We start from the raw sequence: 23949 nt of genomic DNA, 5'->3' as shown, positions 1-23949 counted from the left end.
ACCAGGAACCACCGACACGGGCAACCGGCGCGTCAACGTCCGAGCGTGAACAGTTCTGTTGCTGCTGCGACTGCCTGTTCGACCACCGGGAATTTCACCACGGACAAGTCGTGTCGAGCCCCCTCGAACTCCACCAATCGCGTCGGTGCGGGAATCAGCGCAAGTGCAGACCGAATCTCCTCCGTGGTCGCGAACTCGTCCTTCGATCCGTGGACGACAACGGTCGGTGTGTTCAACTCGGGAAGGTGTTCCGTTCTGAGCTTCTCGGGCTTCTTCGGTGGATGCAGTGGGTAGGACAGCAGAACGAGTCCGTCGACAAGCCCTGGGTTCTCCGACGCCAGCATCGACGCTTGCCGCCCGCCGTACGAATGTCCGCCGAGCAGAACAGGTCCGGGCACCGAGTAGTCCGCGTGAACAGCGGCAATCACCTCGGCAATGCCCGCGCGATCCTCCGCAGCGCGCGACGGATGTGGCGGGCCTGAAGCTCGACGCACCCGAAACGCGAGATCGAATCGGAGAACTTGCATTCCCGCCACGGCGAAGCCGTCGGCAACAGCACGCAACAGCACAGTGTCGCAGTTACTTCCGGCGCCGTGAGTCAGTGCAAGCGTGGCGACGGGCGACGCGAAGGACACAGAATCAGGCCGATGCAGGAAACCGTGCACTGCACCTTCGTCGACCGTTTCGACAGTAGTCATGGACGCATCCTTGTCCGGCCGGCTCGGGCCTGTTCGACTGCGGCAGCCAGGCTGCCTTCGTAGACCGGACCGTGTCCGGGAAACAGCACGCCGGCAGGTGCAGCGGCGATATTGTCCAACGCCTGGTCCGTCGCTTCACGGTCATGATTGAAAGGGCACACCAGAAATTGTGGTCCGGCGACGCTCGACGTCGCGTGTCCGGTCACCAAAGCGTCACCCGACGCGACGACGCCTGCGTCGGGGACCAGGTAAGCGCTGTGGCCGTCGGTGTGCCCGTGAGTGGGGATCGGCACGATACGGCCTGGGATATCCAGCGCGCCACCGGACGCAAAGGCCTGTGCGTGAGGCAGTTCCGCTCCTTTCAATGCGCCCGCTCCGATCACGTCGCGAAGCCACTTCGGAGCACCTCGCCGCCACAACAGCAACGGAGCTTTAGCCGGCGACAACTGCTGCAGATACTCCCGCTTCGCGTGGGGCACCTCCAATGGATCCATCAGGACCGGAACCTCGAGCCGAGTCACGATGTCCGCGATTCCGCCGATGTGATCAACGTGCGCGTGAGTGACGAGGATTGCCCGAACATCCCCGAGCTGGTGACCGATCTGCTCGATCGAGCGTTCGACGTCGGCCCCGTTGGCCGGGTATCCGCCGTCGATCAGCGTCAGATCGGACCCTTCTTCGACCAGTACCCAATTGGCGTGACCGCACCGAACCAGGTGTGTGTTCTCGATCTGCGTGATCGACAGTGCCGCAGTAGTCATGCTTGGTAGTGTGCGCCACGTGTCGGAATCCGTGAAGCAGGCCAGCAGCCGCAGCATTCGAGATCGCGCCGAAGCATCCGTGGTGGCAGCCGCATTCGCGCTGCCCAGCGCGGTGAAACGCCGAATCACCGGTCCACCCGTCGTCATCGAGGGCAACACGCTCGACGCCGACGCACACCTGCTGCTCACGCTCGCGAAGACGCGGCCACTACCGTCGCACACAACCGATTCCCAGTCACTCGCCGCTGCTCGCGCCAACCTGACCCGAACGGCGATCATGATGGGCGGTCGGCCCGCACCGGTCCACACCGAAGAGATTTCCGTGTCGGGCGCCGACGGCCCACTTCGAGCCCGGCTCTATGTTCCGAGCGCCGACACCGGCGCTCTGCTCGTCTACTTCCACGGCGGCGGCTGGGTGCAGGGCGGTATCGAATCCCACGATGCTCCGTGCCGCCTGTTGGCCGAGACTTCCGGCGCACGGGTCGTCTCGGTCGACTACCGGCTCGCACCCGAATTCGCTTTCCCCACACCGGTACACGACGCCTATTCCGCCTACCTTGACATCGTCGACCGCGCCGAAGAGTTCGGCGCAGACCCGACGCGCATCGCTGTCGGCGGCGACAGCGCGGGTGGGCACCTGTCCGCAACGGTGGCGCTGCGGGCCCGCGACGACGGCAAGACCCCTCCGGCAGCACAATTGTTGATCTATCCCGCGACCGACTTCCACGAGAAGGCGCCGTCGAGAACGACGTTCGGTGAAGGTTTCTTCCTGACCGAGGCCAATATGAACTTCTACGAGTCCAGCTTCCTCGGCAGCGATGCCGATCGACTCGACCCGATGGTGTCGCCGCTACGCGCCCCCGATGTGGCCGGACTGCCACCAGCCATCGTGATCACGGCGGGATTCGATCCACTCCGGGACGAAGGCGAAGCCTACGCAACACGATTGCGCGACAACGGAGTTCACGTGACGGATCGACGCTATCCCGGATTCATCCACGGCTTCGTCAACATTCTGGGACCGAGCGCCGGTTCACGCGCCGCCGTCGCCGAGATCGGCGGGATGTTGCGCGTTCTCCTTGCCCGCCCGACAGTTTCACCCACCCAGTAATATTTCGCGCACCGTATCCACCAGTGGATCGACGGGAAGCTCCGGGCTGATCGCACGCTGAAGACCCAAACCGATTCCGACGCTGAGCATTCGAAGGGCTGCCGCATTCGGGTCCATCGTCGGCGTCACGTTGTTGGATTCGGCGAGGTGCTGCACCATTCCGGCGATCAACCCGCGCACTTGGTCGGCACCCGCCGCGATTTTCGCTCGAATGTCCTCGCTGTGCCGCGACCGGACCGAGAACTCGACCTCGAGCAGAGTCCACCTCTGGTCCCCGATCGTCCGCTCTGCCCATCGCGCGAACTCGGCCACCGCGTCGTCGAGCGTCGACTTCGCTCCGAGCTGTGCGGTGATCTCACCGACCTTGGTCAATCTGATTCGGCCGAGCACTTCGGCGCACAACTCGTCTTTGTTCTTGAAGTTCGAGTACACCGCACCCTTGGAGTAGCCGGCATCCTCGGCGATCTGATCGAGCGACGCGGCGGCGTACCCACGATCGAGAAAATGCTCGACGGCCGTCGCCAACAAGGTTTCGCGGGTCAACGCCTGCGCTTCCTGCCTGGTCAATCGCGCCATCGGAACCTCCTAGTGGTTCTGAGTATCGAGATTCCAACGGTAGCCGAATACCGGGAGCGCCTCGCGAGCGCACTCCGGAAAACCAAATTTGGAGTACCCACGTTATTCAGATACTGATAGTCTCCGAAATATGACTTCAGAAGTGACCGGAACCACCGCGACCGGCTCCGGACGAAACAGCGCGCCGAAACGCGGCTTGGCAATCGGATGCGGCGGCACTCTCGGCTTCGCCTGGACCGTTGCCGCGCTCGCCTCGGTTCGGGAGGCACTCGACTGGGATCCCCGCGAAGCCACCGCCATGATCGGCACCTCTGCCGGAGCCGAGTTCGTGACGATGCTCGGCAGCGGAGTCGGCGTCGACGAGCTGGTCGCCATGCAACTCGGTGATCCCGCGGCCCGCCCCGAACTCCTCGCCCACATCGCGTCGGCACCCGGAAAAATCCCACCACTACCGAGCTTGGGGATCGGCAATCCACGACTGGTGGCGCGTCGAGATCTTCCGGTTCTGAGCCGGATGAGCGGCATCGCACCGCTTGGTGGCGGCGACCCGTCGTGGCTCACCACGCTCGCCGCATCACTTGCCCCTGGCGATTCATGGCTCCCACATCCGAACGCGTACATGGTATCCATGGACTACAGAACGGGGCGACGGGTTGCATTCGGGGCACAGGGGGCTCCGAAAACAACCGTCGGTGAAGCACTTCGAGCGTCCTGGGCGATTCCCGGCTGGTTCCCACCTGTCACCGTCGACGGCGTCAGGTACATCGACGGCGGCGCGGCATCGACGGCATCGGTAGACCTCCTGCTCCCCCTCGAACTCGACGAGCTGGTTGTACTGGCGCCCATGGCATCTCGAACACTGAGGCCGGCGCGCGGCGCTGCTCGCCTCGAACGCGGTGCCCTACGCAACGCAATGTCCAAGGGCCTCGACCGCGAGATCGAACTGGTTCGCGCTGCAGGCACCAAGGTTCTGCGTATCGATGCCACCGATGACGATCTCGCCGTCATGGGCGCCAACTTCATGGACGGCCGACGGCGGCTCGCCACCTTCGAATCATCCCTGCGCACAACACGTGCGAGCACCAAGCGTGAACTCGATGCACACCCGTTCCACACCACCCATTCCCACCAGTGAAAGCGCAGACTCAGTGAACAACGAACCTGACCACTTCGAGGTCGTGATCATCGGCGGCGGGATCTCCGGAATCGGCGCAGCCATTCATCTGCAGCGCCTGGGGATCGACAATTTCGTCTTGCTCGAAAAGGCCGATTCACTCGGCGGTACCTGGCGCGCCAACACCTATCCCGGTTGCGCCTGCGATGTTCCGTCCGGTCTGTACTCGTATTCCTTTGCCGCCAATCCGGAGTGGACGCGATTGTTCGCGGAGCAGCCGGAGATCCGCGAATACATCGACGATACGGCTCGACGCCACGGCGTGGACAAGCATGTTCGCTTCGGGGTCGAAATGCTCTCCTCCCAGTGGGATGCGTCGCAATCCCTGTGGAACATCACAACTTCCAGTGGCGAACTCACTGCTCGTTTCGTGATCGCAGCCGCGGGTCCGTGGAACGAACCCTTGACACCGGCTATCCCAGGACTGGAAACGTTCGAGGGCGAGGTGTTTCATTCCTCGCAGTGGAATCACGACTACGACTTGACCGGGAAACGCGTCGCTGTGGTGGGTACCGGCGCTTCGGCAGTCCAGTTCGTTCCGCGCATCGTCTCCGAGGTCTCCACACTTCACCTCTACCAGCGAACCGCTCAATGGGTTCTCCCCAAACCCGACCACTACGTACCGCGGATCGAAAGGTCCGTCATGCGATTCGTACCGGGAGCGCACAAAGCCCTGCGCAGCATCGAATACGGAATCATGGAAGCGCTCGGATTGGGATTCCGCAATCCGTGGATCCTGCGCATCGTGCAGAAACTCGGTTCGGCCCAGTTGCGCCTGCAGGTCCGTGATCCGAAGCTGCGCAAGGCGCTGACACCCGACTACACCCTCGGTTGCAAGCGACTGCTCATGTCGAATTCGTACTATCCGGCACTCGGCAAACCCAACGTCAGCGTCCACGCCAATGCAGTCGAAGAAATCCGCGGCAACACCGTGATCGGCGCCGACGGAGCGGAATCGGAGGTGGACGCCATCATCTTCGGAACAGGCTTCCACATCCTCGACATGCCCATCGCCTCCAAGGTTTTCGACGGAGAAGGTCGATCACTCGACGACCATTGGCAGGGAAGCCCTCAGGCGTACTTCGGTTCCGCCGTCAGCGGATTTCCCAACGCGTTCATTCTGCTGGGGCCGAGCCTCGGCACCGGGCACACGTCCGCATTCATGATCTTGGAAGCCCAGCTGAACTATGTGGCGCAGGCGATCGGCCACGCTCGTCGGCACGGCTGGCAAACCATCGACGTGCGGCCGGAAGTACAGGCAGCCTTCAACTCTCAGGTTCAGGAAGCCCTGGGAACCACGGTCTACAACGCGGGTGGTTGCGAAAGCTATTTCTTCGACGTCAACGGCCGCAACAGTTTCAACTGGCCGTGGTCGTCCGGCGCCATGCGTCGACGCCTACGAGACTTCGATCCGTATGCCTACAACCACACGCTCTCCGACAACCCTTCGTCGGATTTCACGCCCTCTGAGCCCACCACCACCCTCGAACCGGAGTACACCGCATGAGCCTCTTCGGCACCACCTACCCGCCGATCGATCTCGACGGAGCAGTCGTTGTCATCTCCGGCGGCGGCCGCGGAATCGGCCGGGCCACAGCGGAGTTGTTCGCAACTCGCGGCGCACTCGTCTGCGTCGGCGATCTCGACGAGGAGACAGCCGTCGACACAGCCGCGTCCATCGGCGCACGAGCCCGCGGCTACGCACTTGACGTCACCTCGCGCGAATCCTGGGATGTGTTCATCCCCAAAGTGATCGGCGAATTCGGTCACATCGACATTCTGGTCAACAATGCTGGGGTGATGCCGCTCGGGGGCTTCCTCGACGAGTCCGACGCCACCAGTCGAGTCACCCTCGACGTCAACGTCTGGGGGCCGATTCACGGGATGCGTGCAGTGCTGCCCGGCATGGTGGAACGACGACGCGGCCACGTCGTCAACATCGCATCCATGGCAGGCAAGCTCCCCGTGCCCGGAATGGCCGTGTACAACGCAAGCAAGTTCGGCGCGGTGGGTCTTTCGGCTTCTGCCCGTGTCGAATTCGCAGATTCCGGAGTCAGCGTCAGCGCCATCCTGCCCAGCGCCGTGCGCACCGGACTCTCCTCCGGTGTGCCACTCGGAAAGGGCATGCCGACCGTTGAACCCGAGGTCGTGGCAAAAGCCGTCGTCGACACCGTCACGCATCGACGAGCCGAAACTACGGTTCCGCGTTACCTTGCGGGCTGGGACCTCATCGACGCTGTTGTACCCGAATGGATGATCAACATCGGACGCCGGGTGATCGACGATCGTCGCGCACTGACATCGGTAGATCCGAACGGGCGCGCGGACTACGAAAAGCGAGTGGCACGTCAGGCCGAAAACGAGGAGCACGATCGGAGATGAAGCGGGTAGTTTCGTGGCCATGTACATCCGCCGCGAAACTTCTTCCGACCGTGACGCCGTCTATTCACTGCTCCGGGCGGCGTTTGCCGACCAGGCGCCGCCCGGCGAGACTCCCATCGAGATCGAACTGACACGTCAACTCTTCGCCTCGGACGACTACTTGCCGAAGTTGTCACTGGTCGCCGTGGCAGACGGCGAGATCGTCGGTTTCGTGATCGGGACACGCGGATGGGTCGGAAAAGTCGAGGCGGTTGGTCTCGGGCCGTTGGCAGTCACGCCGGGCCACCAGCGCAGCGGCGTCGGTTCTGCCCTGATGCACGCCGTAATCGGTGCGGCCGACGCCCAGGACGTGCCACTGCTCGCGCTTCTCGGAAGCACCGAGTACTACCCCCGGTTCGGATTCGTCACCAGCACCGACGTCGGGGTCGAGTCCCCGGAAGCCGAGTGGGGCGCTCACTTTCAGATCAGGACCCTCGCCGCGCACTGCACTGATCAGACGGGGAAGTTTTCCTACGCCGCGCCTTTCGGGATCGCTTGACCCTCAGCGCGATGTAAGAGTTCTTTGACATCAGGCATACGTAGACCTACGCTCAGGCATGTCAAAGAACTCTTACATCTGGGAGGCTTCATGAGCACCACTGCACGGTGGAGCCTGATCATCGGTATCGGCGTCGCAGCAACGCTGGCCTTCAGCTTTTTTGCAGCGTTGACCGCCGACGACCGGAAGACGTTGGCCTTCATCGTCTTCGCAATCGTCATGGCACCGGCTTGTATCGGGTCGGCGTGGGCCCTTTTTCCATCGGAGAACAACAAGGCCCCCACCTACCCCGAGGACACTGTCGAAACCGAATGGAGTCGCAAGGCCGGCTTCGGTGCGTTCACCGACTTGATCACTGCCATGGGGATCGCACTGATCGCGCACAATGTCTTCGGCGCTCCCGAACTGCCGCTCGTAATGTTTACAGCCCTCGGGCTGGCCGACTTCGGAATCCGGTACTGGGCAGTGTCGAGGGATCGCACCCCCACTGTCGAGATCTGATGCGCAACAACCTTCAAGAACTCCGGACGGCAGCCGGATTGTCACAGCAAGCGTGCGCCGACGCACTCGGCATCACGCGCCAGACCGTGATCTCTATCGAGAAGGGCCACTTCGACCCACGCCTGTCACTGGCGTTCCGAATCGCCGAATACTTCGACAAACGCGTAGACGACATCTTCTCGGACTGACGGAAAACCAGTCGAGCTGCGGTTTCAGTCGAACAGAGTTGGTGATCCGTTTTCGTCGTTCCCGTCTTCGACGGCCGTTGCCTTCTTGCCCGAGCCCTTGCGGACGACGGTCAGCGTCGTCGTTCGACGCGACAACCTGTGCCCGTCACTGTGTTCGAGCAGCGCCATGCCCTGGCGAACTTCGACTACCGTCCACGGACCCGCATGGCCGGCTGCCTGCACGAGGTCACCGGACTCCACCTCAGTTGCCATGACCACTCCTTGTTCGTCGTGTCCTGCACGTTCTCCTTCCTATTATCGACGCGGTCGCCTGGTAGTCGACGCGCAGGGTACCTACGCTGCAGCGGCAACCTTGACGGCGTGGCCGACTTCGGCTCGGAATGCCGCATATTCGGGTGAGCCGCGGAGCTCGTCAGGGTCGACGCCTGTTCGTGGCAGATCGATTTTCAGATCGAGCGCGACCTTGCCCGGCCTGCTTGTCAGGACCACCACCCTTGAGCCGAGAAATGCTGCCTCGTCGGCGCTGTGAGTGACGAAGACACTCGTTCGCCCGGACTCGGCGCTGACGTTGCGGAGGTCCTCCTGCAGACGCTCGCGGGTGAGGGCGTCCAGCGCGGCAAAGGGCTCGTCCAACAGAAGCAACGACGTTTCGGCTGCCAAGGCCCGGGCAATTGCCACCCGCTGCTGCTGCCCGCCGGAGATCTCCCAGATTCGCCGGTCCGCAGTGCCGCCCAGCCCGACGCGGTCGAGGAGTTCGTCGCGTCTTTGCCCGCGGTCGCTCTTCGCAACGCCGGCGTATTTGAGTGCCAGATCGATATTGCCGCCGACGGACTTCCACGGGAAGAGCCGCGGCTGCTGAAACACCACTCCCGCACTCGACCCGGGGATCGGGTCGGATCCCGACACCTGAACCGTTCCGCTGGATGGGTTTTCGAATCCCGCAATCAACCGCAGCAAGGTGCTCTTGCCGCAACCCGACGCTCCGACGAGGACCAGGAACTCACCAGGTGCGACGTCGATCGATACCGGTCCGAGCGCCGTTACGGACTCTCGGCCGTGGCCGTATTTGTGTGAGACGGTGTCGATTCTGATCGCCCCCGGGCGGTCGGCTGCGAACCCTCCGACCGCCTGCTGTGCGGTCACGCTACTGGTCAAGGACATCGGGAAGCCCCTTCACATAGAGAGCATTCTGAAACACCGTCAGATCAGGCACACTGTCGATCTGCTTCTGCTCGGCCAGGAATTGCGCTGCACTCTGCAGGTTCACTGCCAAATTTCCGGGAGCGCCTTCGGTGCCCAGCCATTCCGGCGAGGAGATCTGCTCGGGAGTGAGGAACACACCCTGCTTCAGCTGCGCTGCCGCGTCTTCCTTGGAGGCGCCCAATTGCGCGGCAACAGCTTCCGCTGCCGCGTTCGGGTCAGTGGCGATCGTCGTGAGCGCGCGGGCCTGAACCTGCCGCCAGGTGTCGACGATCTCGGGGTGATCCTTCGCAAATGCGGTCGACACCACACCCAGGTCCAGCGTCGGCTTTCCCGCCGTCGCCAGCTCGCGGCTGGCGATCAACTGTGTTCCGTCCTTGCGGAGTTCGTCGAGCGTAGGCAGCCAGGTGTAGACGGCGTCGATGTCACCTCGCTGCCAGGCGGCGAGTGATGCTTGCGGCTGGAGATCCACCAACTGGACGTCATCTGCGCTGAGTCCGGCCTGGTTCAGAGCCGCCAGCAGACTGTAGTGAGCGGTCGACGCGAATGCCGTGGCCACTTTCTTGCCCCGCAGATCTGCCACCGTCTTGATTCCGGTTGCGTTGCGGGCCACCAGAGCTTCGTTGTCACCGGCCACATCGAGAACAAACGCAACCTGGTACGGAATGTTCAGCGGTGCCGAGAGTCCACGAGCAACCGGACTCGAACCGATTGCACCGAAGTCGATTTCACCGGCAATGAAGGCGGTGTTGATATCGGCTCCCGAATCGAACTTCGTCCACTTCACGTTGTACTCGGGCAGAGCGTCTTCGAGCCAACGGTTGTTCTTGACTATCAAATCGCCGCTCGGGAAGGACTGGTAGGCAATGCGTATCGTTTCCTTGGACGAATCCTGGCCGGAATGATCCACCGAGCACGCGCCGAGAACGAGGGCGAGGACGCCGATCAGCACCGTGAACGCCGTCCGGGAAACCTTTCCCTCGCTGTACTTCAGGTTGCTGCTGGCGTGTTTCTGATTGTCAGTCATACTTTTCCCCTCCAGGGAACGGCGCGGCGCTCTGCGGCCCGCAGCAGTCCGTCGATGATCAGGCCGGAGAATCCGATGGCGAAGATCCCCACCAGCACAACCGGCGTATTGTTGTAATTGCTTGCATCCTTGACCATTCCGCCGATTCCAGGGATGCCGTTGAACAGTTCGGCTGCGACCACCGACGAGTACGCCATACCCACCGACAGTCGAATGCCCGTGAAAGTTTCCGGCAACGCCGACGGGACGACCACATCTCGGATCACTTGTGCCCGTGAAGCTCCCAATGCCCTGGCCGCTTCGACCAGCCCCACGGGCGCCGCGACGACAGCAGCTGTCGTGGCCACTGCTGCCGGCGGGAGCGCAGCGAGCGCCAGCAATGTAATCTTCGGCGCCTCGTCGATTCCCAGCCAGATCACCAGCAGGAAGAAATATGCCAAGGGCGGCAGTGCGCGCAGGAACGTCAACCACGGTTCGAGCAGGCTCCGCAGCCATGACACCGATCCCATGGCCAAGCCGAGGATGACGCCCAATCCGACGCCGATGATCACACCGACCAGCACGCGTCGCAGGGTCATGTAGAGGTGCTCCCAGAGCAAATACCCCTGGTAGCCCCGCACTCCGTCATGCGTGGTCATCGTGTTGACGAAGGCATGCCAGACCGTGCTCGGAAACGGCACGAAGGTCTCACTCCAGGTCCCGCTGGCTGCCGCAACCTGCCACAGCGCCACGAATGCGATCACCGAGAGCACTGGCAGCCCCACGGTGGTCACACTCGAAGCCCACGGCCGGCGCGGCTCACGGTTCGATTCCGAGACCGGTGTTGGTTCTTTTGCTTCGACAGAAGTCGACATCGCTGTTCTTCCTCGACGTGCGGAAATTCCGGCACATATGCAGCTACGAGTGCATACGCAGGGGCGAAGGCACACAGGGAGGCGCCATTCTCACTCAGGAGAGTCGGAAGGAATCAACAGCAACAGCAGTGGGCACCAAGACGGCACAGGTCGACGGCGATGCGTCGTGTCAGTGGCGTCGTGGGCATGGGGGTAATTAGTACCTGTGTCGTCAATTACCCGCAAATGCGGGGGAAATAGGCGTCAGCCTGCCAAGCGAACGGACAGCGAATACATCAGCGGCAGCTCGGCACGTCCGGCCGGGACTCCCCAGCGCTTGCCGCCGAGTTCGGTCATCTCCTCGAATCCTTGCCAGCCGTTGGCGTACGGGTACTCGTCGAAGGACTCGAGCGTCAATCCGGCACGCCGCAAAGCTCCTAGCACCTCAGAAGTGGACCAGTTGAATTCACATGAGGGGAAGGGATTTTCAAAGTTCTCGACTCCGCCTCCGTGAGCGCCCGGCAAGACAAGATCGACTGAATCTGCCACGTAGTCGCCCACGCCGCGGGGTTCGGTCACGGGTGTCCCGCCTCCGTACGGGTATGTCAGCGACCACTTCTCGTCGAAACACATGGCAAATGGATGAAACTCCACCAGAACGAATCGACCGTCAGGCGCCAGAACACCGGCAATCCCCTCTGCCCACTCGTCGAGATCGGGTAACCAGATCACCGTTCCGTAGGAAGAAAAGACTCGGTCGAACTTTCTCCGGGCGGCGGCGGCTTCGCGGAGCCATCCAGATACATCCGCTCGCTCGAACTCGGCGGCAATGCCGGATTCCGTGGACAAGGTTCGGGCGAAGTCGATCGCAGAATCCGAGAGGTCGACGCCGGTCACGTTGGCACCGAGGGCCGCCAAACTCAACGAATCCTGACCGGAATTGCATTGCAGATGAAGAATCGAGGAGCCGTCGATCTCGCCGAGCAGCGCCACTTCTTCCGGAAACAGGGTCGACCCGCCGTTGCGAAAGAACTGTGCCTGGTCTCCCTTGTGGCTGTTGTGAGCGACGGTCGCCGCATTCCACGACAACCGATTCATCTCCACTGCATCCACGGTGCCCACCTTGTCCAACCTCTCGGCCGCAACCTATCCGGCCCACAACCTCACAAGTCCGCATGAGTTCACCACGACCTCGGTCACGTCGGCAATCGATTTAACTCGGCCGGAAACCTATCCGAAGGATCCTGCAACAGGTTACAGTTTTTCGACGGACCATCGAAGGAGAACCAGTGCGCTACGGACTCAGCCTGTTCACCAGTGATCGCGGCTTCCGCCCCGCCGAGGCGGCAAAGGCTGCCGAGGCGAATGGATTCGACGCCTTCTACGTTCCGGAGCACACTCACATCCCAGTGTCGCGGGATTCCGATCACCCCGGAACCCAGTCGGCCGAATTGCCCGACGACCGTTACATGCGCACACTCGACCCCTGGGTCGCCCTGGGTACCGCGGCGTCGGTCACGAGCACCATCCGGTTGGGTACGTCCGTCGCTCTCCCCCTCGAGCACGATCCGATCACTCTCGCGAAAACCATCGCATCGCTGGACCACCTTTCCGACGGCCGCGTGGTTTTCGGCGTCGGATTCGGCTGGAATGCAGAGGAACTCGCAGACCACGGCGTACCGCCGAACAAGCGCCGGACCGCACTCCGCGAGTACCTCGAAGCCATGGGAGAACTGTGGTCGAAGGAAGAAGCCTCGTACGACGGCAAATTCGTGAAGTACGGGCCAAGTTGGGCCTGGCCCAAGCCTGTTCAGAAACCCCGTCCACCCATCCTCCTGGGAGGTGGCGGCAACGAGAAGACCTTCAAGTGGATCGCCAAGTCCGCCGACGGCTGGATCACCACACCCATCGAGCAGGAGATCGACGGAAACGTAGAACTGCTTCGAAAGATCTGGGCCGAAGCAGGTAGGGTTGGCGAGCCTGAAATAACAGTCCTGGCAGGCAAACCCGACCCGGAGAAGCTCGCCCACTGGGCCGACATCGGTGTCACCGAAGCAATGTTCGGCACTCCGGACAAGAGCCCCGAAGAGGTTGTCGGATACATGGAACGTCTGGCAACCAAGCTCGGACGGTGAGGTAGCCCACAGCACCTTGACCTCAACTGCACTCGAGGTTTTAACGTCGGTATTGCACAAGACAGTGCAACGACAGAAAAACCGAGGCAGAAGAGGGGCGAGGAGTGACCACAAAACTGGTTGGCACCCAATCTGTTTCGGACAGCCCCGTTGATTCGGAGCTGTCCATCCGGAGCTCCTTCGTCGAGGCGTTCCGGAACCATCCCGCCGGCGTCTCGATCATCACGGCAACGGGCGACGACGGCCCGGCCGGCATCACGTCGTCGTCGTTGATCTCGATCAGCGCCGATCCAGCAGTTCTGGCGTTCTCGCTGCAGTCGTTGCGAGGTTCTGCCAGAGTCATTGCTTGCGCCCGCAGTTTTGTTGTTCACCTGGCAAATTCGGCAAACGAACGACTGGCTGCCACGTTCGCGACCCGCGGCGCCGTGCGCTTCGGGGACGACATGCCTTGGTCGTTGCTGCCGACCGGTGAACCGTTCCTGCATGAGACGGGCCATGCCCTGCGCGCAGTTCCCTTGAATGCCACAACGTGTGGCTCCGCAGTGATTGTCACCGCGCGCGTAGTCGACGTCATCGATCCGCAGCAGGTTTCGGAGCCACTGGTCTATCACGATCGAACCTACAGAAACCTGTCCCCTCACAACATCTCCTCAAAGGAAGGCACGTCACATGACTGAATACGTTCTCCCCGAGCTGGATTACGACTACGCCGCTCTCGAGCCCCATATCTCCGGCGAGATCATGGAACTGCACCACAGCAAGCACCACGCCACCTACGTGGCGGGCGCCAACAGCGCAATCGAGCAGTTGGCTGCTGCCCGTGAAAACGGCACGATTACCGCGAAGGCACCGCTACTCAGCAAGAACCTCGCCTTTCACCTCGGCGGACACACCAATCACTCCATCTTCTGGAAGAACCTCTCCCCCAACGGCGGTGAGCGGCCGGAGGGCGAGTTGGCGGCTGCGATCGACGAGCACTTCGGCTCCTTCGACGCATTCGTCAACCACTTCTCCGCTGTAGCAACCACTTTGCAGGGATCCGGCTGGGCGGTGCTCGCCTACGACACGATCGGGAAGCGACTGGTCATCGAGCAGCTCACCGATCAGCAAGGCAACATCAGCATCGGCATCGTTCCGCTGCTCATGCTCGACATGTGGGAGCACGCGTTCTACCTGCAGTACAAGAACGTCAAGGCCGACTACGTGAAGGCCTACTGGAATGTCATCAACTGGGAAGACGTCGCACAGCGCTACGCAACGGCCACTGCCGCGACGGGCTTGATCGTCCCGGCTTGATTACTACCGATCAACCCAGCTCGGCACGGTGGCTCCGTTGCCGAGCTGGGTTTCTGCACCCCAGACGTCGATGTATGTGAAGGCAGGTAACATACACCCAGCGCGGCCGTCTCGGCCGTCAGCCGATTCGACTCCGAGGGGAACCAGTGCTGGATATCAGTGGCTTGATCGCGACGTGGCGTCCGACGCTGGACACCGCAGCGCGCAACGCGTGGGGACTCTCGTTCGGCGACGGCGTCGAGAAGGCCGAACGCACCCCGTCCGTGCTGATCAGCGAAGGTCCACACCGCGATCTATATCGCTTCGGTGCATTGTGGACACCGAAGGGCAACCCGGTTCTTCTCGTGCCGCCCCTCGCAGTTTCCGCCGATTGCTACGACCTTCGTCCAGGCCAGAGCCTCGCCGCCCACCTACTCGGAGGCGGCAACACTCCCTATCTTCTCGACTACGGAACCATGCGGTACTCCGACCGCGGAATGGGATTCGAGGCCTGGGTCGACGACATCATCCCCGAAGCGATCCGCTCCATATCGGATCTGCATGACGGCGCTGCCGTTTCCGTGATCGGGTGGAGTCTCGGCGGAACCATGTCTCTACTCACGAGCTCCGCGCACCCCGACCTTCCGATCGCGTCGATCACCGCGATCGGCACACCGATCGACTACACGAAAATTCCCGCCATCAGCCCCTTGAGGCTGATCGGCAAATACACCGGTGACACGCCACTCACGTCCGCGACCAATCTCGTCGGCGGACTACCCGCTCCCCTCGTTCAGGCGAGCTACAAGGTGACGGCTTTGCAGCGTGAAGTCCTCAAGCCGTGGTTCATCGTGCGTAACCTCCACGACACCGAGATGCTGGCTCGCATGGAGTCGATCGACAAGTTCATGGCGGCAATGCCTGGATACCCCGGCAAGGCGTTTCAGCAGATCTGCGAACAACTCATGCTCGGCAACGGACTTTACAACGACGCCATCACACTTGCCGGACGTGAGATCAAGCTGTCCGTACTGAACGTCCCCGTTCTCGCGATCGGCGGCGCCACTGACGTGATCGCACCCATCGCTTCGGTAGAGGCGATCACCTCGGTCCTCACCGGAGCGCCGTCAGTTCGATTCGAAAAGGCACCGGGCAGTCACCTCGGTCTCGTTGCCGGTCCCACCGCGCGAGATTCCACCTGGACTTTCATCGACGAGTTCTTGAAAGAGAATGCACCGCAGCTGGTTTCGACCAGCTGAGTCACGGCTTCGTGATGCCTGCCGCCACAGCCGCCTTGTGCCAATCCGGGAACTCACTCAGCAAACGGGTGTACAGCTGCGCGTCGTCGACGGTGTCGATGTCGTCCAGCGCGAAGAATCCGGCATTGTCGACTACCCTGCCGTCGAGGTCGTCGAGCTTCTCCAGCACTCCGTAGTTGGCCTTGCCGATTCCGACGAACTGCCAAAAGGCCGGAAGCCCAGACGCTTCGCGCATCAGTTTCGTGATTTCCTTGCGCTCACTGAAGCCGCCGTCGGTGAAGAACAGGACAAGCGTAGGGGCCGAACCACGGGTCAGGCCGGAGAGTATCTCTGTCATGATCGGCACTTCACGATTCGCGGCGCCGATCTTGTCGTAGTTGAAACCGCCATGCGAACCGCGTAAGTGCAGGTAGGTGTCAGACCACTCTTCCGCATCATGCACGGAGATCTCGGGAAGCTTGATGAAGCTGACTGCATACAAGTAAGGCTCGAGTTTGCCGTCGTCATCGAGTTGGATCGCAACGGGGACCATGCGTTCGACAACGCGGTGAACCACCCTGGTGCGGTACTGCTTGGCCATGCTGCCTGTTTTGTCGATCACCAGAACCACTCGCGCACGAATTCCGTTGCCACCCTTGGTCAGCAGGACCTTGGCCACCTCACGTTTTCGGAGGTCCAGTTTCTCCCGCTTCACCATCGAGAGTTTCGCCTCGTCAGGCACGCTCCGAATTCCGTCTACCGATTCAGCGGACCCGGCAGGTTGGGTCTGCGGTTCCTCGTCGACAGAAACGCCGAATGCTGTTACCAGATCTGCCAATCCGCTGTCCCAGCCAGCTGACACGTTGCGCAGCTTCCACCCCGCGCCGCGGCGATAGATCTCGACGAGGACCGCCGCTCTCTCTGTCGTCAGACCCAAAGCCGGAGCCACAACCGCGACGGAACCGGCCTGCTCCACCACGACGCCCATGTCACGGACTGAAGAAAGGGTTCCGTTTGCCGCCGCATCCAACGCCACGGCAACACTCAGCTGGTGAATGTCAGCGGGCACCCTTGCGATGTCGATTTCGATGACGCCGCCGGACTCCAAGCGCACCGCGCCTTCGGGTGAGACCGGCTGATTGAAGAAGATGAAATCCGCGTCATCGCGCACTTTGTTGCGATCATCGAGCTGGAACACCATCAGATCCACCGTGCCCGGGGCGCTACCGCTCACCGCCACTTTCAATGAAGTTCCGTCAATGACTGTGTTCGCCCCACGCGCCAGCTCCATACCGGAAGATTAGCTGGCCGCTTCCGATTGCCGGCCCGGCGGTCAGAAGAATCACAGCACACTTTCAGCAATCGTCGGGATTCTCGAGGCAGACTGTTCGAGGGAGATATGTCGTACACGGGACCAAGAGCCTGCAGGTCGACAGAATCGGACTGTCGATCAGGAGGTAAACGATGTCGCACGGTCAGGCGCGCACCATCCCGCCGATGACATTCCCGTCGTTGCCACTTCCCTCAATGCCGATACTTCCGCCATTGACGAATTTCGACCAAGCAAGTCGCTCGATCGTCTCTTATCTCGACGACCACCTCCCGTTGGCACTCTGGTCGATCACGCGATTCGACGGGTCGAACCAGGTGTTTCTGACCGTTTCACCCAACCCCCTTCACATCGAAGTCGGCGAGACACGCGCATGGCAAGACACCATGTGCAGCGAGGTCGTCTGCGGAAATGCGCCACCGGTCTCGTCCAACCGAGAACTCGTGCCCGCGCTTTCCCGAGATGACAGGTGGGAAGGAATTGGCGCCTACGTGAGCATTCCGATTCTGCACAGCGACGGCAGCCTCTTCGGAACGCTGTGTGGCGCCGACCCGACCCCGGGCGATTCTGTTCTCGAGGACAACGAAGCGCTACTCACGCTCCTGTGCCGGCTTCTCGGAACCATTCTCGACGTCGACTATCAGCGTGCGCAGTCGGTTCGTCTGGCCGAAACTGCGCAACTCGACGCGGAGACCGACCCGTTGACCGGCCTTCTCAATCGTCGTGGATGGAACCGCTTCCTCGAAGCCGAACAAACGCGATACCGGCAATTCGCCGATCCTGGATCGATCATCATCGTTGATCTCGACGGCATGAAGACCATCAACGACGAACTCGGTCACGCCGCCGGCGACGAGTACGTCCAACGGGCCGGTGAAATCCTGGCAGCGTGCGCGTACCCGGGCGCCGTAGTTTCGCGGTTGGGCGGCGACGAGTTCGGAATCGCCTTGTCCGACACACAACCACACGCTGTCGACTACCTGATCGAGCGTTTGGAGAAGTCCTTCCGGCTAGCCGAGGTGCGCTGTTCGGTCGGGCGGGCTGACTTTTCGATGTCCCAGAGTCTCTCCGAGACTTGGGATGCGGCTGATGCCGAGATGTACCGACAGAAGCGCTCGAACCGCTGATTCGACTCCGCCACGGCCTCTCGGCACCGCATCGGAGGGATCCCTTCGATGCGGTGCTCGGCTGTGTTCTGTTGTGCCTGAGAAACTGTTCTCAGGTTTTGAAGGTGGTGTTCGCCGGCCTGGGGTGCTGCCCGGGGTCGATCGAGGCTGGCGGGATGAACCACGGTTTGTTGTCGACGCCGATTCGGATTTCCCATTTTCCGACGAACCCGGATTTGCGGTGCATCAACCGGTGGTGCGAGCGGCACAGCAGGACCAGGTTGTTGATCACTGTCGGGCCGCCGTTGGCCCAGTGCTTAATATGGTGCGCATCCGTCCACGCCGGTACGCATGAACACCCCGGGAACGCGCAGCCCTTGTCGCGGGCAATCAACGCCACTCTCTGTTCGGCAGTGACCAGACGTTTTCCGGGTCTCGCATCCAACGGTGTGCCGTGAGCGTCGAGTAGAACAGTCGACAGGAAACAATCGCACCCCAGAAGCCTGGTCTGCGACACCGACAGCGGCCCGAGCCATGGCATGTGCCCGACATCAAGATCCGACCGAGACTCTTCACCATCAGAAGGCGTAGCGGCGCAGTCCCGATGCTCGGCGAGATCACGGGCGTTGATGTGCACATTCACATGCGGACGCTGCCCACCATCGGCACCGGTCTTGGCGCAGTCCAGATACCGGCGGATCAGTTCGGTGAACCCGTCCGCCGTCCGCTTCGCCGCCGACCGAGCGTCGGGGGTTCCGTCCGGCGCCGGGGTCGGCATCGTCAGATTCGACAACGCCGATAACAGCATTTCGCCGGTGAGAGCGTCGAAATCACCCCGCACCACCACCCGACCATTAAGTGTCGAGGCGATCCGAAGCTCGTTCTGGTCGACATCTTCGGCAGGTGGAATCTCATCGGACTCGAACACCCGCTCCAAGGTCGCGATGACGTGCCGCACCTTCGTTGTCGTCGCCTCCACACCCGACGCAGCTGCGAGCAACAAGTCGATGCAGCGAGGGAGTGCTTCCTCCGGCATCCCCTTCGGCGGGGATTCACAGAACGTCACGATCAAGACGGCATGATCGAACGAGCAATCCCCAACATCGAACCGAGCCGCTACCGCCGGAAACGGCCGCAGCGCCGCACCAAGGGCGGCGATCTTCTTCCCGTCCCGAACCTGCAGCATCGTGTTCGCCGCCAACCACGCCCCCACCCCGCGGGACGCGATCACCTCATCATCCGGGCGCATCGACAGTTCGTCCACCACCGCCACCCGCACGGCTTCCAGCCGCAGAATCTCCGCACTGGCCGACACCGCGGCCTCACGCAACTCCGCGGCAGACAACTGCCACAGGCGTCCGCGTAACCCCACCGCAGAACCCGAAACCACATCCGACAACAAGACGCTCATTGAATCCCCCGATCCCCTCCTCAAATCATACTCGAACACGCGTTCGAGTCAATCCCTTGCTACCAGCGCAAATAAGAGCAGGGAATAGTTCGACCGTCGCACGCGTATTATTTGAGTAAGCAATACTTGCGGTCGCAAATAAATGGAGGGGGTCACCGATGACAACTGATGAACACGTACGTGGTCGTGTGTGGCGCGACCTCGTCGTCTCCCACAGCGTCATCCTCGGCAAGATGGAGGCGGACCTTCGAACCACCACCGGACTCACCCTTGGCCAGTACGACGTTCTGCTCCGACTGCACGAAGCTCCGGGAAATACGATCCGAATGGGCGATCTGGCCGAACTGGTCCTGGTCACCACCAGTGGCGTGACGCGCGTCGTCGATCGATTGGTCGAGGCCGGATTAGTGGAGCGCGTTAGACCGGACAACGATCGACGCGTCGTGACGGTATCGATGACGCCTGCGGGCAAGAAGACGCTTCGAAAAGCGTCCGCCATACACACGCGAGGGATCGCCGAATACTTCTCCGATCTCATTGAAACCGAGGAGCTTCCGGTACTCGAACGCTTCTTCTCCCGACTTGCCACACATCACACGAATCAAGGCGGCGCATGCGATGCGCACGTAGAACAACTTTCCATCACCCCCACGAACAGATAGCGAGAAACAATATGGCTTTCGAATTGGGCGTCTACCATTTCGGTGAACTCACCCCAGATCCCACTACCGGCGCGATGATGAATCCCGGTGTCCACCTTCGTCATTTGGTGGAGCAGGCAACCGTTGCCGATCAGGTTGGACTCGATGTCTTCGGCGTCGGCGAGCACCATCGCACCGACTTCGCAGTCTCAGCCCCTGCAGTTGTGCTCGCGGCAATGGCTCAGGCTACCGACAACATCAAGCTGTCCAGCGCCGTAACCGTACTCAGTTCCGACGATCCCGTACGTGTGTTCCAACAGTTCGCGACAGTCGACCTGCTTTCCGAAGGCCGTGCCGAGATCATTGCCGGCCGAGGTTCGTACACGGAGTCATTTCCGCTCTTCGGGTACGACTTGTCCCAGTACAACGAACTCTTCGCCGAAAAGCTTGATCTACTACTGAAGCTGCGCGACGAGAACCCGATCAACTGGGAAGGACAACTTCGCCCACCACTGATCGACGGTGACGTGACGCCCCGCCCGGACCGTCAGATTCCGGTGTGGATCGCAGTCGGAGGTACTCCGGCCTCTGTCGTCCGTGCCGCGAAACTGGGCCTGCCCCTCTCACTGGCCATCATCGGTGGAAGTTACCAACAGTTCGAACCGTTCGTCGATCTATACCGCAGGGCTGCAGCGGAGTTCGGACACGATCCGAAGAAACTGGCTGTCTCGATTGCTTCGCCAGGATTTGTCGATACCTCGAAGCAAACAGCACTCGACACGTCGTACCCGTACTTCCAGGCCGGGTGGATGCAGAATCATCATCAGCGCGGAAACGGAGTTCCCATGCCGCGCAGGGCATATGAAGCGCAGGCAACCACCGCGGGTGCGTTCTTCCTCGGCGGCCCGCAGGAAATCATCGACAAGACGATGGCGCAGTACGAACTGTTCCATCATGACCGCATCATGATCCAGATGGGGTTCGGCAACGTGCCACAGAAGGACATGCTGCGTGCGATCGAGATCCTCGGCACAGAAGTAGCCCCCGTGGTGCGCAAGGAAATCGAATCGTTGAAATCATCTGAGAAATAGGAACTTCAGTGAGCACACCACTCAAAGTTGTCGCCGTTGTCGGCAACCTCCAGAAGCCTTCCAAGACTCGCGCACTCGTCGATCTGATCGTCGAAACCTCCAGTGACTTCGAGCAGATCGACGCACAGGTCATCGAGATCGTGGATCTGATTCCCGGGCTCGCGACAGCTCTGGATCGCGATCACGTCGACTCAGTGACCGCCGAAGCGCTGGCTGCAGTCGAGTCCGCGGATATCGTCATCGCCGCGTCACCGGTTTTCCGCGGCTCGTACACGGGAATGTTCAAGCACTTCTTCGATCTCGTCGACCAGTACGCACTCGCCAACACTCCGGTGATACTTGCCGCGACAGGTGGCAGCGAACGCCATGCTCTCGTGTTGGATCATGCCCTGCGGCCCTTGTTTGCCTTCTTTCAAGCGCTCACAGCTCCTGTCGGGATCTATCTCAGCTCAGGTGATTTCGACGGAACGACTATCCTCAACCCCGAGGTATTCGAGCGTATCGAGATGGCAGCAAAGGACGTCCTGCCGGTAGCGAGGATGCTCGCGGAGCGGGATCGAGTTGCGCTGACGTGAACACCCCTCATTCGCACAATACGGCAACAGTTGCCGGTCTGAGGATGATCGAACAGCTACGTCAGGTTCACGAACCTCTGCGAGCCGATATCGAGGTACTCGAGAATGCCCTGCAACTGTTGTCGGACGAAACCGCCGATCTGACTCGGATACCCGAGATGATCGACAATCTGACGATCGCGGATTTCGTCTGGCAACTACGGGTCAACTGCGACTTCTACTGCAACACGCTGACTCTGCACCACACCATCGAAGATCAACGAATGTTCCCGGTAATGACCAGGAACTTTCCCGAGTTGGCCCCTGCGGTCGAACGACTGCAGGCAGAACACAAGCTTGTCGGGGAGATCGTGTCGGAAGCCAAGCGTGCGTCGCTCGCACTGAGCACCGAATCCTCCACGGTCAATCGGGCACACGCCGCAATCTCCGAATTGGCGGACCATATGCAGTCGCACCTCGATTTCGAGGAGGCCACACTCTTTCCGTACTTCCGACGGATGGATCGCGACTGGCATTACGGCTGATCGTGCACGCTCAGTGATTCTTCAGCTCCATCGCAGTAGCGTCGAAAGGGCCACCTCATGTCAGGAGCCCCCATGACCAACCCGGATCAACCCACCGTCCAGCAATCCGTTCCTCAGCACCCGATTCGACCGCCCGTCAATGCGGGTTGGGCAGTGGTCTCGCTGCTGTTCTTCTGGCCGCTTTCCTTCTCCGCTTTCACGCACGCCTTCAACGTGTATCCGCTGTGGGCTGACGGCGATGTGGCCGGGTCTCGGTACGCGTCCGATCGAGTGAAACGACTGGGTCAAATCTCGCTGTGGATCGCAGGCGGGCTACTACTCCTGGTCTGCATCCTGTACGCGATTGCGGCAATCGTGTGGTTCGCCAACGGTGGCCACGATTACGGGCCGCGACGTATGCGCTGAACAACCACACTGAAACAACAACAACACCGCCGAACATCACCCCATCAATCGATCGATGAACTCCATGGTCTGGTCCATCGAAGCGACCGTCGTTTGACCGTGGCTGATTCCGGCGAGTTCTTGATACTCGAACTGCGTTCCCCGCGAACGCATGTCGACCAGTTGCGCCCAGGTAAGGGCGACAGGAACCGTTGTGTCCGACACGCTCTGCACCACGCGCAGTGGACGGTCGTAGCCGTCGACCGGCACCTGCATCATCTCGCGGAACAGGTCGTACATGCGCGGCGTCCACACCGACCGAGAGAACAACGAGCTCAACTGGATTCGCTCGGTTCGAATTTGTCGGCCGAGATCCCCGGCGCACAGAGTTCGCGCCTTTTCCATCCACTCGATTCCCTGGGGCGAGAGAACCTCACGAATGTTCTCTTCGGGTCGTTGATCGTCGATTCCAGCCAGGACATACAGCGCGTACCCCACTAATCCCGTGATGCCGATGTCGGGAAACAGCGGTCCACCCAACGGAAACAGACCTTCCATATGTGTGGGGCCTGCAACAACAATAGAGCCGCGGAAATCCAATTCCGGTGCACGAGAGGTGGCCTCGTGTCCTGCGAAGTATGTCGCGTGACCACCTTCGGACAGACCTGCGACCATCCACCGCGAGCTCAGCACGTTCCCGTACAACTCGTGTGCGGCCCGCACGATGTCGACGGCATTCGCGCCGGCGGCATGCCCGTCGAGATACGCCAATACCCCGTCGGTGCCCAGACCCGAGTAGTCGGTAGCGACAACTGCATATCCCTGGTCCAACCAGCGTTCGATCGGTTCGATCTCCCCTGGACCGAATCCGGTTGACGACGGCGCACACTGATCGGCGCTGCCCAGAGTTCCGTGGGCGTAGGAGATGACGGGCCAGCCGCCGATCGGTGGCGCACCTTCCGGTAGAAACACCGACCCGGACGACTCTCCCCACCTGTCGGCAGTTCGCAGGGTCCGATAGACAACTCGCTCCGCTGCACCGGTACCGACCGGAAGGGCTGCAGCCGAGAGCAGTTCGTGCGATTCCAACGCACCCGCGACTTCCGGTTCGTCCGCTGTCGCCACGGCAACCCCTGACACCACCACAAGACTCGACAACACAATGCTCGCCACCGCGGCCGCAACAAAGGTTCCACCCGAACGCCTCACCACGCCAACCCCTCCCGACCCGTGCAGAGCATGATGTCGAT

General features: G+C 61.4%; 28 protein-coding genes. 17 read left to right on the top strand and 11 right to left on the bottom strand.

Features of this window, described 5'->3' with window-relative positions:
• Positions 1-32: 32 nt before the first annotated feature.
• Together ACFWAD_RS08620 and ACFWAD_RS08615 are read right to left on the bottom strand one after the other, a co-directional pair.
• Complete coding sequence (locus ACFWAD_RS08620; RefSeq protein ID WP_378542801.1) at positions 33-698, bottom strand: alpha/beta fold hydrolase; 666 nt, start codon at positions 696-698, stop codon at positions 33-35.
• Positions 695-1459, bottom strand: a complete 765-nt coding sequence (locus ACFWAD_RS08615) for an MBL fold metallo-hydrolase (RefSeq protein WP_347874614.1) — start codon at positions 1457-1459, stop codon at positions 695-697. Before ACFWAD_RS08615 ends, ACFWAD_RS08620 begins: the two co-directional genes overlap by 4 nt.
• 19 nt (positions 1460-1478) lie before the next feature.
• Here ACFWAD_RS08615 and ACFWAD_RS08610 point away from each other — a divergent pair, with 19 nt between their 5' ends.
• Positions 1479-2570, top strand: coding sequence for an alpha/beta hydrolase (locus ACFWAD_RS08610; RefSeq protein ID WP_378542799.1), 1092 nt, complete (start codon positions 1479-1481; stop codon positions 2568-2570).
• Here ACFWAD_RS08610 and ACFWAD_RS08605 read toward each other — a convergent pair.
• The gene (locus ACFWAD_RS08605) at positions 2556-3146 is read right to left on the bottom strand and encodes a TetR/AcrR family transcriptional regulator (RefSeq protein ID WP_230814704.1); all 591 of its coding nucleotides are present in this window, start codon (positions 3144-3146) and stop codon (positions 2556-2558) included. The two genes, ACFWAD_RS08610 and ACFWAD_RS08605, sit on opposite strands and share 15 nt — an antisense overlap.
• Positions 3147-3276: 130 nt before the next feature.
• On the opposite strand from ACFWAD_RS08605, the gene ACFWAD_RS08600 reads away from it, so the two are divergent.
• The 6 genes from ACFWAD_RS08600 to ACFWAD_RS08575 all read left to right on the top strand — a co-directional run bounded on the left by ACFWAD_RS08600 (position 3277) and on the right by ACFWAD_RS08575 (position 7929).
• Complete coding sequence (locus tag ACFWAD_RS08600) at positions 3277-4281, top strand: patatin-like phospholipase family protein (RefSeq protein WP_378542797.1); 1005 nt, start codon at positions 3277-3279, stop codon at positions 4279-4281.
• Positions 4282-4294: 13 nt separating this feature from the next.
• On the top strand, positions 4295-5827 hold the full coding sequence (locus ACFWAD_RS08595; protein WP_378542946.1) for a flavin-containing monooxygenase: 1533 nt from the start codon (positions 4295-4297) through the stop codon (positions 5825-5827).
• Positions 5824-6702, top strand: coding sequence for an SDR family oxidoreductase (locus ACFWAD_RS08590; RefSeq protein ID WP_378542795.1), 879 nt, complete (start codon positions 5824-5826; stop codon positions 6700-6702). The genes ACFWAD_RS08595 and ACFWAD_RS08590 overlap by 4 nt, the downstream gene beginning before the upstream one ends.
• 19 nt (positions 6703-6721) lie before the next feature.
• Positions 6722-7240: a GNAT family N-acetyltransferase gene (locus tag ACFWAD_RS08585; RefSeq protein WP_378542944.1), complete on the top strand. Its 519-nt coding sequence runs from the start codon at positions 6722-6724 to the stop codon at positions 7238-7240.
• A 90-nt stretch (positions 7241-7330) separates the two neighbouring features.
• A complete protein-coding gene (locus ACFWAD_RS08580) occupies positions 7331-7741 on the top strand; it encodes a hypothetical protein (protein WP_378542793.1) in 411 nt (136 codons plus the stop codon).
• Positions 7741-7929: a helix-turn-helix transcriptional regulator gene (locus ACFWAD_RS08575; protein ID WP_378531923.1), complete on the top strand. Its 189-nt coding sequence runs from the start codon at positions 7741-7743 to the stop codon at positions 7927-7929. Before ACFWAD_RS08580 ends, ACFWAD_RS08575 begins: the two co-directional genes overlap by 1 nt.
• Before the next feature lie 24 nt (positions 7930-7953).
• Here ACFWAD_RS08575 and ACFWAD_RS08570 read toward each other — a convergent pair whose 3' ends face one another.
• The 5 genes from ACFWAD_RS08570 to ACFWAD_RS08550 all read right to left on the bottom strand — a co-directional run bounded on the left by ACFWAD_RS08570 (position 7954) and on the right by ACFWAD_RS08550 (position 12102).
• The gene (locus ACFWAD_RS08570; RefSeq protein WP_007733785.1) at positions 7954-8181 is read right to left on the bottom strand and encodes a hypothetical protein; all 228 of its coding nucleotides are present in this window, start codon (positions 8179-8181) and stop codon (positions 7954-7956) included.
• Between the two features lie 81 nt (positions 8182-8262).
• Positions 8263-9090, bottom strand: a complete 828-nt coding sequence (locus tag ACFWAD_RS08565) for an ABC transporter ATP-binding protein (protein WP_378542791.1) — start codon at positions 9088-9090, stop codon at positions 8263-8265.
• Complete coding sequence (locus tag ACFWAD_RS08560; protein WP_378542789.1) at positions 9074-10156, bottom strand: aliphatic sulfonate ABC transporter substrate-binding protein; 1083 nt, start codon at positions 10154-10156, stop codon at positions 9074-9076. Before ACFWAD_RS08560 ends, ACFWAD_RS08565 begins: the two co-directional genes overlap by 17 nt.
• Positions 10153-11010 carry an ABC transporter permease gene (locus ACFWAD_RS08555; protein ID WP_378542788.1) on the bottom strand — a complete coding sequence of 286 codons (858 nt, stop codon included), beginning with the start codon at positions 11008-11010 and terminating at the stop codon, positions 10153-10155. Before ACFWAD_RS08555 ends, ACFWAD_RS08560 begins: the two co-directional genes overlap by 4 nt.
• A gap of 243 nt (positions 11011-11253) precedes the next feature.
• Positions 11254-12102, bottom strand: coding sequence for a class I SAM-dependent methyltransferase (locus ACFWAD_RS08550; protein WP_378542786.1), 849 nt, complete (start codon positions 12100-12102; stop codon positions 11254-11256).
• 176 nt (positions 12103-12278) lie between these two features.
• Between ACFWAD_RS08550 and ACFWAD_RS08545 the strand changes: the two genes are divergently transcribed.
• From ACFWAD_RS08545 to ACFWAD_RS08530, 4 genes are all read left to right on the top strand, one after another.
• Positions 12279-13124, top strand: a complete 846-nt coding sequence (locus tag ACFWAD_RS08545) for an LLM class F420-dependent oxidoreductase (protein ID WP_378542784.1) — start codon at positions 12279-12281, stop codon at positions 13122-13124.
• A 104-nt stretch (positions 13125-13228) separates the two neighbouring features.
• Positions 13229-13801 (top strand): flavin reductase family protein, encoded by a 573-nt coding sequence (locus tag ACFWAD_RS08540; protein WP_378542782.1) that lies wholly within the window; start codon positions 13229-13231, stop codon positions 13799-13801.
• Positions 13794-14420, top strand: coding sequence for a superoxide dismutase (locus ACFWAD_RS08535; protein WP_378542780.1), 627 nt, complete (start codon positions 13794-13796; stop codon positions 14418-14420). Before ACFWAD_RS08540 ends, ACFWAD_RS08535 begins: the two co-directional genes overlap by 8 nt.
• 146 nt (positions 14421-14566) lie before the next feature.
• Positions 14567-15658, top strand: coding sequence for an alpha/beta fold hydrolase (locus tag ACFWAD_RS08530; RefSeq protein ID WP_378542778.1), 1092 nt, complete (start codon positions 14567-14569; stop codon positions 15656-15658).
• A gap of 1 nt (position 15659) precedes the next feature.
• Here the strand turns inward: ACFWAD_RS08530 and ACFWAD_RS08525 are convergent, their stop codons facing one another.
• Complete coding sequence (locus ACFWAD_RS08525) at positions 15660-16928, bottom strand: VWA domain-containing protein (RefSeq protein ID WP_378542776.1); 1269 nt, start codon at positions 16926-16928, stop codon at positions 15660-15662.
• Positions 16929-17101: 173 nt separating this feature from the next.
• On the opposite strand from ACFWAD_RS08525, the gene ACFWAD_RS08520 reads away from it, so the two are divergent.
• Positions 17102-18094, top strand: a complete 993-nt coding sequence (locus ACFWAD_RS08520) for a GGDEF domain-containing protein (protein ID WP_378542774.1) — start codon at positions 17102-17104, stop codon at positions 18092-18094.
• Positions 18095-18185: 91 nt separating this feature from the next.
• On the opposite strand, the gene ACFWAD_RS08515 is transcribed toward ACFWAD_RS08520, so the two are convergent.
• Entirely contained in the window at positions 18186-19484 is a 1299-nt protein-coding gene (locus tag ACFWAD_RS08515) for a DUF222 domain-containing protein (RefSeq protein ID WP_378542772.1), read from the bottom strand.
• A gap of 158 nt (positions 19485-19642) precedes the next feature.
• Here ACFWAD_RS08515 and ACFWAD_RS08510 point away from each other — a divergent pair, with 158 nt between their 5' ends.
• The 5 genes from ACFWAD_RS08510 (at position 19643) to ACFWAD_RS08490 (ending at position 22720) form a co-directional block, all read left to right on the top strand.
• Positions 19643-20146: a MarR family winged helix-turn-helix transcriptional regulator gene (locus ACFWAD_RS08510; RefSeq protein ID WP_007731489.1), complete on the top strand. Its 504-nt coding sequence runs from the start codon at positions 19643-19645 to the stop codon at positions 20144-20146.
• Between the two features lie 11 nt (positions 20147-20157).
• Positions 20158-21216 carry an LLM class flavin-dependent oxidoreductase gene (locus ACFWAD_RS08505; protein WP_378542769.1) on the top strand — a complete coding sequence of 353 codons (1059 nt, stop codon included), beginning with the start codon at positions 20158-20160 and terminating at the stop codon, positions 21214-21216.
• Positions 21217-21224: 8 nt separating this feature from the next.
• Positions 21225-21791 carry an FMN reductase gene (gene msuE, locus ACFWAD_RS08500; RefSeq protein WP_378542767.1) on the top strand — a complete coding sequence of 189 codons (567 nt, stop codon included), beginning with the start codon at positions 21225-21227 and terminating at the stop codon, positions 21789-21791.
• Positions 21788-22315, top strand: coding sequence for a hemerythrin domain-containing protein (locus ACFWAD_RS08495; protein ID WP_378542765.1), 528 nt, complete (start codon positions 21788-21790; stop codon positions 22313-22315). Before msuE ends, ACFWAD_RS08495 begins: the two co-directional genes overlap by 4 nt.
• A 72-nt stretch (positions 22316-22387) precedes the next feature.
• Complete coding sequence (locus ACFWAD_RS08490; RefSeq protein WP_003940071.1) at positions 22388-22720, top strand: CD225/dispanin family protein; 333 nt, start codon at positions 22388-22390, stop codon at positions 22718-22720.
• A 36-nt stretch (positions 22721-22756) separates the two neighbouring features.
• Here ACFWAD_RS08490 and ACFWAD_RS08485 read toward each other — a convergent pair whose 3' ends face one another.
• Positions 22757-23911, bottom strand: coding sequence for a lipase family protein (locus tag ACFWAD_RS08485; protein ID WP_378542763.1), 1155 nt, complete (start codon positions 23909-23911; stop codon positions 22757-22759).
• Positions 23912-23949 lie beyond the last annotated feature (38 nt).

The sequence above is a fragment of the Rhodococcus sp. NPDC059969 genome (assembly GCF_042738325.1).
Taxonomy (GTDB): Bacteria; Actinomycetota; Actinomycetes; order Mycobacteriales; family Mycobacteriaceae; genus Rhodococcus_F.
This window is presented reverse-complemented; position numbering and strand designations above follow the sequence as displayed.

Excerpts from the sequence above, each read along its gene's own strand:
- ACFWAD_RS08620 (WP_378542801.1), bottom strand. The coding sequence starts at position 698 with ATGACTACTGTCGAAACGGTCGACGAAGGTGCAGTGCACGGTTTCCTG.
- ACFWAD_RS08615 (WP_347874614.1), bottom strand. The coding sequence starts at position 1,459 with ATGACTACTGCGGCACTGTCGATCACGCAGATCGAGAACACACACCTG.
- ACFWAD_RS08605 (WP_230814704.1), bottom strand. The coding sequence starts at position 3,146 with ATGGCGCGATTGACCAGGCAGGAAGCGCAGGCGTTGACCCGCGAAACC.
- ACFWAD_RS08600 (WP_378542797.1), top strand. The coding sequence starts at position 3,277 with ATGACTTCAGAAGTGACCGGAACCACCGCGACCGGCTCCGGACGAAAC.
- ACFWAD_RS08590 (WP_378542795.1), top strand. The coding sequence starts at position 5,824 with ATGAGCCTCTTCGGCACCACCTACCCGCCGATCGATCTCGACGGAGCA.
- ACFWAD_RS08585 (WP_378542944.1), top strand. The coding sequence starts at position 6,722 with ATGTACATCCGCCGCGAAACTTCTTCCGACCGTGACGCCGTCTATTCA.
- ACFWAD_RS08580 (WP_378542793.1), top strand. The coding sequence starts at position 7,331 with ATGAGCACCACTGCACGGTGGAGCCTGATCATCGGTATCGGCGTCGCA.
- ACFWAD_RS08575 (WP_378531923.1), top strand. The coding sequence starts at position 7,741 with ATGCGCAACAACCTTCAAGAACTCCGGACGGCAGCCGGATTGTCACAG.
- ACFWAD_RS08570 (WP_007733785.1), bottom strand. The coding sequence starts at position 8,181 with ATGGCAACTGAGGTGGAGTCCGGTGACCTCGTGCAGGCAGCCGGCCAT.
- ACFWAD_RS08565 (WP_378542791.1), bottom strand. The coding sequence starts at position 9,090 with ATGTCCTTGACCAGTAGCGTGACCGCACAGCAGGCGGTCGGAGGGTTC.
- ACFWAD_RS08560 (WP_378542789.1), bottom strand. The coding sequence starts at position 10,156 with ATGACTGACAATCAGAAACACGCCAGCAGCAACCTGAAGTACAGCGAG.
- ACFWAD_RS08555 (WP_378542788.1), bottom strand. The coding sequence starts at position 11,010 with ATGTCGACTTCTGTCGAAGCAAAAGAACCAACACCGGTCTCGGAATCG.
- ACFWAD_RS08535 (WP_378542780.1), top strand. The coding sequence starts at position 13,794 with ATGACTGAATACGTTCTCCCCGAGCTGGATTACGACTACGCCGCTCTC.
- ACFWAD_RS08525 (WP_378542776.1), bottom strand. The coding sequence starts at position 16,928 with ATGGAGCTGGCGCGTGGGGCGAACACAGTCATTGACGGAACTTCATTG.
- ACFWAD_RS08520 (WP_378542774.1), top strand. The coding sequence starts at position 17,102 with ATGTCGCACGGTCAGGCGCGCACCATCCCGCCGATGACATTCCCGTCG.
- ACFWAD_RS08515 (WP_378542772.1), bottom strand. The coding sequence starts at position 19,484 with ATGAGCGTCTTGTTGTCGGATGTGGTTTCGGGTTCTGCGGTGGGGTTA.
- ACFWAD_RS08510 (WP_007731489.1), top strand. The coding sequence starts at position 19,643 with ATGACAACTGATGAACACGTACGTGGTCGTGTGTGGCGCGACCTCGTC.
- ACFWAD_RS08505 (WP_378542769.1), top strand. The coding sequence starts at position 20,158 with ATGGCTTTCGAATTGGGCGTCTACCATTTCGGTGAACTCACCCCAGAT.
- ACFWAD_RS08490 (WP_003940071.1), top strand. The coding sequence starts at position 22,388 with ATGACCAACCCGGATCAACCCACCGTCCAGCAATCCGTTCCTCAGCAC.